This window comes from Mycobacterium sp. SMC-17 (assembly GCF_045310915.1).
Classification (GTDB): domain Bacteria; phylum Actinomycetota; class Actinomycetes; order Mycobacteriales; family Mycobacteriaceae; genus Mycobacterium.
Genome location: NZ_JBJIAK010000001.1, coordinates 275,371 through 282,861, shown reverse-complemented (window position 1 = coordinate 282,861; position 7,491 = coordinate 275,371). Strand labels below are relative to the sequence as shown.

Sequence of the window (7,491 nt, the reverse complement as noted above, 5' to 3'; positions counted from 1 at the left end):
CGGCAACACCTCGGTCATCTGCGGCGACTTGCGCACCCACGCCGGCAGGATCGCCGAGGAAAACCGTTGCCGCTCACCAGTGTCCGGGTCAACACGTTTGTCATTGACCCGCGGCGCGGTCACACTCACCGCGCCCGCCGCGGTGAGCACCTCGCGCTCGCGGTGATAGCCATTGCGCACCACCAGCCGGTGCCCGTTCTCATCAAGCTCACCGGCATGAGCCTCGATGTAGGCGGCGACCTCAGCCCGCAACGCTGCGGCCAGCATCTGGCGGGCACCGTCGCGGACAATCTCATCGAGCAACGACCGCGACGAGCCAGCATCCTCGTTGGATGAATCCGCATCGTGAACTACCGTGAGCATGGGCGTACCTTCCCGAACCAGCGCGCCAACGCCGGCTCTTGATCAGACCTTCGACATTCAGATCATCCTCGGGAAGGTGCGCCCTTTCCTACGCCGCCTCGCCGAGGCTCATCCACAGGTTCTGATCATTGCTCCCTGCAACCGAGAGGCCGTAGATCGGGCTCGTGCCGTCATTGCCGCACTCGCTGAACCCGCCACGACGCCCGCTCCACTGCTTCTCGTAGCCGCTTACTCCGCGGATGCAAATAGATCTCTGTCGATTGAGGGGCCGCGTGACCGAGCAGTTCCTGCACCACATCTCGATCCGTACCATGATCGAGCCAATGCGATGCGCAGGTATGGCGCAAAACGTGAGGAGTGACCCGGTAGCCAACCCTGGTTGAGATCGCGTCAAAGATGTAGCGAATGGCGTCATAAGACAGCGCATCCCCTAGTGGCTCGCGGAACGTGTTCACAAACACCATGTCCGAGTGATGCTCGGCAGGAATCGCCTCTACCTTCTCCAACATCATGTCGACGTAAAAGTCCACCAATTCAGCAGTCACAGGAACGGTTCTCTCATTACGGCTTTTCGCCAATGCGCCGTTCGGATTCACCCGCCTCTCGATGTGCAAGTGCGGGCCCTGCAGCCGGCAACCGGCATTGCGGCTATCGGGAAGGAAATGCAAATCATTGCGGCGCAAGCCTAGCGCCTCACCGATTCGTAAACCGGTCTGCAGCAGCAACACCACTAAGAACCTGTCCCGTGCGTTCACCGCCGCACCGGCGACCAAGTCAAGATGCTCATACTCAACAGTTCTCGGTCGGCTCTTGGCTTCCCGCAACTTCAATACGCTGGTCAACGGCTGCGTCACCAGCATCGAGTCCCGATAACCCGAAGCCGGGAGTCCAGTCTTCGGCGGTCGGACGCGAGCTTGCAACTGCCGGACAAGTTCGGGCGGCATCCAGCCCATGTGCACCGCAAAGATGCAGAAGTCCACAACACAGCGCATATGCGAGTTCACCGTGCTTGCTTTCCTCTGCCCCCCGCGTTCCAGTAGCTCATGGACTAGCTGATCGCGGTAGCCGCGCAACACGTCCCAGTCCAACTGCCGCCAATCAACCGACAATTGGTCACAACTCGACAAGAACCGAGCGATCCGGCTTGCATACATCCGCTGGGTATTTGGAGACATGTCTCGATCCCTCAACCAAAGCAGATACTCGCCCGCCTCCGGATGCTGCGTGTAGGTCCGATCCACCACAACAAACACGGGCACGGATCCAACGGAAACCGCGCGTTCATACCGGTACCGCGGCTGCATGAACCGAACGTAACCGATACAGAAGGCACTACCTACAGATTTGCATTCGACACGCCGATGCGGACTCTGCTATCGACACGCAGCGCACAATCCCTGAGACCTACAGATTCCTCGATCGGATGCGCGACATCCGGATCAGCGAGGCCAAGCATGGCGCCCCGGGCCATCGCAACTACGGCTACGAGCCGACGTTCCTGCTGCGCGGCCTCACCGAGCTGCACATCGAGTTCACCGAGGTGCGGCGATGACGGTGCAGTCGGTCCTGGAAGACATCACGAACCGGCCGGGCCACGGGGACGTCATCGCGATCATCAACCCCGCCACCGAGGAGGTGATCGCCGAATTCCGGGACGGCGGCGCCGAAGCGGTCGACGCTGCCGTGACCCGTGCGCGCGCGAGTTTCACCTCGGGGGTGTGGAGCGGGCTGCCCGGCAACGAGCGGGCCAAGGTGCTGTGGCGGGTGGCCGATCTGATCGACCAGCACGCCGACGAACTCGCCCAGATCGATTCCCTCAACACCGGAATGCCGTATTTCCAGGCGTTCATGATCATGTCGACGTGCGCCGAATCGTTCCGTTACTACGCGGGCTGGTGCACCAAGGTCAACGGCATCGCCCACGATGTGCAGCAGACCGGCGGCATCACCGGCGCCTTCACCACCATGCACGCCTACACACTCAAAGAGCCCTACGGCGTTGTCGGGCTGATCTTCCCGTGGAACGGGCCGGTGTTCAACGCGTGCACCAAGCTGGCGCCCGCGCTGGCCGCGGGGTGCAGCTGCGTCGTCAAACCCGCTGAGGAGACGCCCCTTTCGGCCCTGCTGCTGGAGCGAATCCTGGCCGAGGCCGGCGTACCGGACGGCGTGGTCAACCTCGTCACCGGATACGGCCACACGGTCGGCGCGGCGATCACCGCGCATCCCGGCGTCGACAAGGTCGCCTTCACCGGCTCCACCGAAGTGGGCAAGCAGATCGTGCAAGCCGCCGGCGGTGGCAATCTCAAGCGGGTCGCGCTCGAATTGGGCGGCAAGTCACCGGTGCTGATCTACGACGACGCCGACCTGGACACCGCCATCACGATGGCGGCGATGGGTATCTTCATCCATTCCGGGCAGGGCTGCATCAGCGGATCGCGAATCTTCGCCCAGCGAAGCGTGTACGAGAAGGTGGTCGAGGGCGTCGCCAACATCGCGAACTCGGTGAAGCTCGGTGCACCGACAGAAGACGGCGTCCTGATCGGCCCGATCATCAGCGCCAAGCAGCTCGACCAGGTGTTGGGCTTCATCGATGGGGGCCGCAGGGATGGCGTCGAGATAGTCGCCGGCGGAGACCGGCTGGATCGCAGTGGATTCTTCGTGCACCCAACGGTTCTCACCGATGTCGCGCCCACCGCGCGGCTGTACCAGCAGGAGATCTTCGGGCCGGTGGTCGCGATCCTGCCGTTCGATGACGACGACGAGGTCGTGGCCCTGGCCAACGATTCCGAGTACGGACTGGCCGCGACGGCCTGGACCAAGGACATCGGCCGCGCACACCGGCTCGCCAAACGGCTCGACGCCGGCACCGTCACGCTGAACTGCCAGATGGTGTTCGACCATTCGATGCCGTTCGGCGGCTACAAGCAGTCCGGCTGGGGGCATGAATGGGGGCGCGACGGGATCGAGAGCTTCCTGAAGACCAAGACGGTTTACACCCAACTTTGAGTACACGGCAAGGAGTTCAGATGGGATCGTTGGACGGGAAGGTCGCTTTCATCAGCGGAGCGGCCCGTGGGCAGGGGCGTAGCCACGCCGTGCATCTGGCCAGAGAAGGCGCCGGCATCATCGCCGTCGACATCTGCGCCGACATCGCGTCGAACGGCTACCCCATGGCCAGCCGTGACGAGCTCTCCGAAACCGTGGCTCTCGTCGAATCAGTGGGCGGCAAGATCGTCGCCGCCGTCGCCGACGTCCGTGATTTCGCCGAACTCAAGTCAGCGGTGGATGCCGGCGTCGAGCAATTCGGTCGCCTCGACATCGTCTGCGCGAACGCCGGCATCGCCACGATGGCATTCCGTGAGCTGACCATCGAAGAAGAACTCGAGATGTGGACCGACGTCATCGACGTCAACCTGACGGGCGCCCTGCACACCGCCAAGGCCGCGATCCCCCACATCATCGCCGGCGGACGCGGCGGGTCGATCATCTTCACCAGCTCCACTGCCGGACTGAAGGGCTTCGGCGGTTCGCAGGCCGGCGGTCTGGGCTATGCGGCGTCCAAGCACGGCATCGTCGGCCTCATGCGAACACTGGCCAATGCGCTTGCCCCACAGAGCATCCGGGTCAACACCGTGCACCCGACCGCCGTCAACACCATGATGGCGGTCAATCCGGCCATGACGGCGTTTCTGGAGAACTACCCCGATGGCGGCCCACATCTGCAGAACCCCATGCCTGTCGGGCTGCTCGAACCAGAAGACATCAGCCACGCCGTCGCCTTCCTGGCCTCCGATGCCGCGCAATACATCACCGGGGTCACGCTTCCGGTCGACGCCGGCTTCTGCAACAAGCTGTGAATGCCGGCACCGGCAGAGTCGCCGGCAAGAAGATATTGATCACGGGCGCGGCCCGCGGGATGGGCCGCAGCCACGCGGTGCGCCTCGCCGAGGAGGGCGCCGATCTCATTCTCGCGGACATCTGCGAGTCCCTCGCCGTCCTCGAGTACCCACTGGCCACGCGCGACGATCTCGACGAAACCGCCAGACTGGTGCGGGAATCCGGACGCCGCGCCGCGACGTACGTCGTCGACGTCCGCGATGCCGACGCGTTGCGCGCGGCAGTCGACGACGGCGTGCAGCAGTTGGGCGGCCTCGACGGCGCCATTGCCAATGCCGGGGTCCTCACCGCGGGCACGTGGGACACCACCACCGCAGAACAATGGCGCGCCGTGGTCGATGTGAACCTGATCGGGACGTGGAACACCTGCGCAGCGGCGCTGCCCCACCTGATCGACCGCGGCGGCAGCATCGTCAACATCAGCTCCGCTGCCGGTACCAAAGGGACACCGCTTCACCTCCCCTATACCGCGTCCAAGCACGGGATCGTGGGGCTCAGCAAGAGCCTGGCCAATGAGGTTGCCGCGCAGGGTGTTCGAGTGAACACAGTGCATCCCACCGGAGTGCCGACCGGAATGCAGCCGCCGTCCCTGCACGCCCTGATCCGGGAGACGCGGCCTGATCTGGCACCGCTTTTCTCCAATGCTCTACCGGTCGTCATGGCCGAGGCCATCGACATCAGCAACGCGGTGCTGTACCTGATGTCCGACGAATCCCGTTACGTCACGGGCCTCGAACTCAAAGTCGATGCCGGCGTCACCATTCGGTGAGCCAGAGAGGACGAGCATGACAGAGCTGGACACCGAGCGCGGCAGGCTGGCCTACGCCGAAGTCATGACGGTTGCCGCGCCACCGCAATCCACCCCGGTGGACGACCACTTGATGGACGTCATCTTCGGGGATGTGTGGCAGCGGCCGGGCCTGAGCCGGCGCGAACGGCGCTTCATCACCCTCCCCTGCGTCGCCGACGCCGATGCCGAAGATCCGTTGCGCGCGCATGCTTACGCTGCCCTCAACAGTGGTGACATCACGATCGTCGAGATGCGGGAAACCATTCTGCACTTCGCCGTATATGCCGGCTGGCCGAAGGCTTCCCGCTTCAACATGATCGTCGACCAGGAGTGGAACCGCATCCATCAGGAGCGGGGCCTGCCGGTACCCGAGCCCGAACCGCTGCTGCCGCTTCCCACTCCCAGTGACCCCGAAGAACGCCTGGCCGCCGGCGCGCAGTGCTTCAAGGACATCAACTGCCTGCCGTTCGCACCGGGCCAGGACAACCCATTCCAGGGCGCCGGTATCTTGAACTTCGTCTTCGGCGAAATGTGGCTGCGGCCCGGGCTGGCGAGAAAGGAACGGCGCCTGATCACCGTGGCCTGTGTGGCCTTCCAGGACGCGCCGTTTCCCATCGTCAGCCACGTCTACGCCGCGTTGAAGAGCCGCGACGTGTCGTTCGACGAGATGGACGAACTGATGCTGCATTTCGCCGCACACTGCGGATGGCCGAAAGCCGCACATCTGAGTCAGGTTGCCGCCGAGCAGAAACGGCGCGTGACGCAGGAGTGGGCGGCCGAGGCGGGCTGATCACCGCCACAACTTCGGCACGAGCATCGGCACGCGGTCGCGATACGCACGGTACTGCTCGCCCAGCGCGGCGATCAGGTCGCGCTCCTCGAGCTGGATTGCCACCAGGATGTACCCGGTCGTGGTGAGCGAGAACAGCAGGTGCCCGGCCGTCATGGTCGGCGTGGCCCAGAAGGCGACCACGAATCCGAGCATCAGCGGGTGCCGCACCAGCCGGTAGAGGAGCACCGTGCGGAAACCCTTGTCCGCGTGGGCCTTCGACTGCCACGCGAGCACCACCTGGCGGACGCCGAAGAGTTCGAAGTGGTCGATCATGAACGTCGAAGCGAGCACCGTCATCCAGCCCGCGGTCGCCAGTGCGTACAGCGCCACGGCAGCCGGCTCGGAATCCACCTGCCACACCACCGTGTCGATCGAGCGCCATTGCCAGAACACCAGGGCGAGCGCCGCAGACGCGAACAGCACGTAGGTGCTCCGCTCGATGGCGACCGGCACGAAACGGGTCCACCACCGTTTGAAAGCCGGCCGGGCCATCACGCTGTGCTGGACCGCGAAAACGCTCAACAAGCCGAGGTCGATGATCACCGCTTGTCCGACCGGCGCGTGGATTGCGCGGTCGACGCTGCGCGGCACGATGACATCGGCGACGAACCACATGGCGTACAGGAACACACCGAGGAATAACGCGTAGCTCACCGCGCCGTAGGCCAGCGCGGCCGCGCGGACTCCCGGTCGATCGTCGGGCCGGTGGGCGGGGTGACGGAGCACCGGGCAGCTGGTGATCTTCGGTCCGGCAACGACATCCGGCGGCGGTGTGGGGCTCATGGGAGTTCCTCTCGGGTAGTGCAGTTTTGTAGTCACCCGACGATGCGTCCCGGCTCTGCACCAAACGTTGCACCGCTATGAAATGCCGAGGTCAACGCGGTCCCCGGTAGACACACACACCTCGTGCGCCCTGCTTCCGCCGTCGGCGCGTGCCGGTCACCTGCGCCTTTCACGACTTCTTCAGCAGCGGGCAACGCCAGTCGCGCACCGTCAGTGCGACAACCCCCACTGCCAGAGGAGAGCAGCAATGAACGGAATCATCCACCTGGGCGGCGTGGCCGCCGCCGCGACGATCGTCGGCCTCGGTGCCGGCACCGCCGTAGCGGCGCCCGCGCAAACCGACGGCGCCATGCTCTACATCTGCCAAGACATCGGGAACCCGAGCAGCTACCGGATCACGGTCAAAGGCGCCTATCCGATGCAGCAGCCCGACGCGGCCGGCTACCTCATCCACATGAACGACGGCAATCATCCCGGTGGCTCCGGTCCCGGCGGGCTGCGCGTTCAGCTCAAGGCCGACAATCCCGGCAACAACTCCGACTACGACATCGGCTACGGCTTCTACCCCACGACCCAGACCACGAGTGAGGGCTATCTGCAAGCGGGCCCCGGTGGCCTCGAGTACCGGCGCGAAATGGTCGTCCCCCGACCGAATTTCAACGAGGACTACCGGCAGCCCGGGTCCGACGACGACGTCGACGAGGTCTATGCCGTCGCGACGTTCCGCGACGGTGGTGGCGGCGAACGGCGTGCCGTGACGCAGGTGATCACGCGCAATTTCGAGGTGCCGGGCATCTGCGACGGCTGCTGCCACTGAGACGCAAGG

The 7,491-nt window shown here is 64.6% G+C and carries 8 protein-coding genes and 1 pseudogene; 6 read left to right on the top strand and 3 right to left on the bottom strand.

Annotation, left to right across the window (positions count from 1 at the left end):
* The coding region (locus tag ACJH7A_RS01315) for a transposase (protein WP_406801316.1) at positions 1 to 363 on the bottom strand (363 nt) is incomplete at its 3' end.
* A 170-nt stretch (positions 364 to 533) separates the two neighbouring features.
* A complete protein-coding gene (locus tag ACJH7A_RS01310; RefSeq protein ID WP_103799478.1) occupies positions 534 to 1,667 on the bottom strand; it encodes a tyrosine-type recombinase/integrase in 1,134 nt (377 codons plus the stop codon).
* Between the two features lie 104 nt (positions 1,668 to 1,771).
* On the opposite strand from ACJH7A_RS01310, the pseudogene ACJH7A_RS01305 reads away from it, so the two are divergent.
* From ACJH7A_RS01305 to ACJH7A_RS01285, 5 genes and pseudogenes are all read left to right on the top strand, one after another.
* Positions 1,772 to 1,915, top strand: a pseudogene (locus tag ACJH7A_RS01305) (cytochrome P450); the annotation flags it as partial.
* Positions 1,912 to 3,369, top strand: coding sequence for an aldehyde dehydrogenase family protein (locus ACJH7A_RS01300; protein WP_406801315.1), 1,458 nt, complete (start codon positions 1,912 to 1,914; stop codon positions 3,367 to 3,369). The pseudogene ACJH7A_RS01305 and the gene ACJH7A_RS01300, both read left to right, overlap by 4 nt.
* 20 nt (positions 3,370 to 3,389) lie before the next feature.
* Complete coding sequence (locus tag ACJH7A_RS01295) at positions 3,390 to 4,220, top strand: mycofactocin-coupled SDR family oxidoreductase (protein WP_406801314.1); 831 nt, start codon at positions 3,390 to 3,392, stop codon at positions 4,218 to 4,220.
* Positions 4,217 to 5,029: a mycofactocin-coupled SDR family oxidoreductase gene (locus ACJH7A_RS01290; RefSeq protein WP_406801313.1), complete on the top strand. Its 813-nt coding sequence runs from the start codon at positions 4,217 to 4,219 to the stop codon at positions 5,027 to 5,029. Before ACJH7A_RS01295 ends, ACJH7A_RS01290 begins: the two co-directional genes overlap by 4 nt.
* A gap of 16 nt (positions 5,030 to 5,045) precedes the next feature.
* Complete coding sequence (locus ACJH7A_RS01285) at positions 5,046 to 5,840, top strand: carboxymuconolactone decarboxylase family protein (protein ID WP_226521357.1); 795 nt, start codon at positions 5,046 to 5,048, stop codon at positions 5,838 to 5,840.
* Here the strand turns inward: ACJH7A_RS01285 and mddA are convergent, their stop codons facing one another.
* Positions 5,841 to 6,665: a methanethiol S-methyltransferase gene (mddA, locus tag ACJH7A_RS01280; protein WP_226521356.1), complete on the bottom strand. Its 825-nt coding sequence runs from the start codon at positions 6,663 to 6,665 to the stop codon at positions 5,841 to 5,843. It lies immediately after the preceding gene.
* Between the two features lie 247 nt (positions 6,666 to 6,912).
* Between mddA and ACJH7A_RS01275 the strand changes: the two genes are divergently transcribed.
* The gene (locus tag ACJH7A_RS01275) at positions 6,913 to 7,482 is read left to right on the top strand and encodes a hypothetical protein (RefSeq protein WP_406801312.1); all 570 of its coding nucleotides are present in this window, start codon (positions 6,913 to 6,915) and stop codon (positions 7,480 to 7,482) included.
* Positions 7,483 to 7,491: the final 9 nt, after the last annotated feature.

Coding starts and splice junctions, on each gene's coding strand:
- ACJH7A_RS01295 (WP_406801314.1), top strand. CDS start 3,390: ATGGGATCGTTGGACGGGAAGGTCGCTTTCATCAGCGGAGCGGCCCGT.
- ACJH7A_RS01285 (WP_226521357.1), top strand. CDS start 5,046: ATGACAGAGCTGGACACCGAGCGCGGCAGGCTGGCCTACGCCGAAGTC.
- ACJH7A_RS01275 (WP_406801312.1), top strand. CDS start 6,913: ATGAACGGAATCATCCACCTGGGCGGCGTGGCCGCCGCCGCGACGATC.
- ACJH7A_RS01300 (WP_406801315.1), top strand. CDS start 1,912: ATGACGGTGCAGTCGGTCCTGGAAGACATCACGAACCGGCCGGGCCAC.
- mddA (WP_226521356.1), bottom strand. CDS start 6,665: ATGAGCCCCACACCGCCGCCGGATGTCGTTGCCGGACCGAAGATCACC.
- ACJH7A_RS01310 (WP_103799478.1), bottom strand. CDS start 1,667: ATGCAGCCGCGGTACCGGTATGAACGCGCGGTTTCCGTTGGATCCGTG.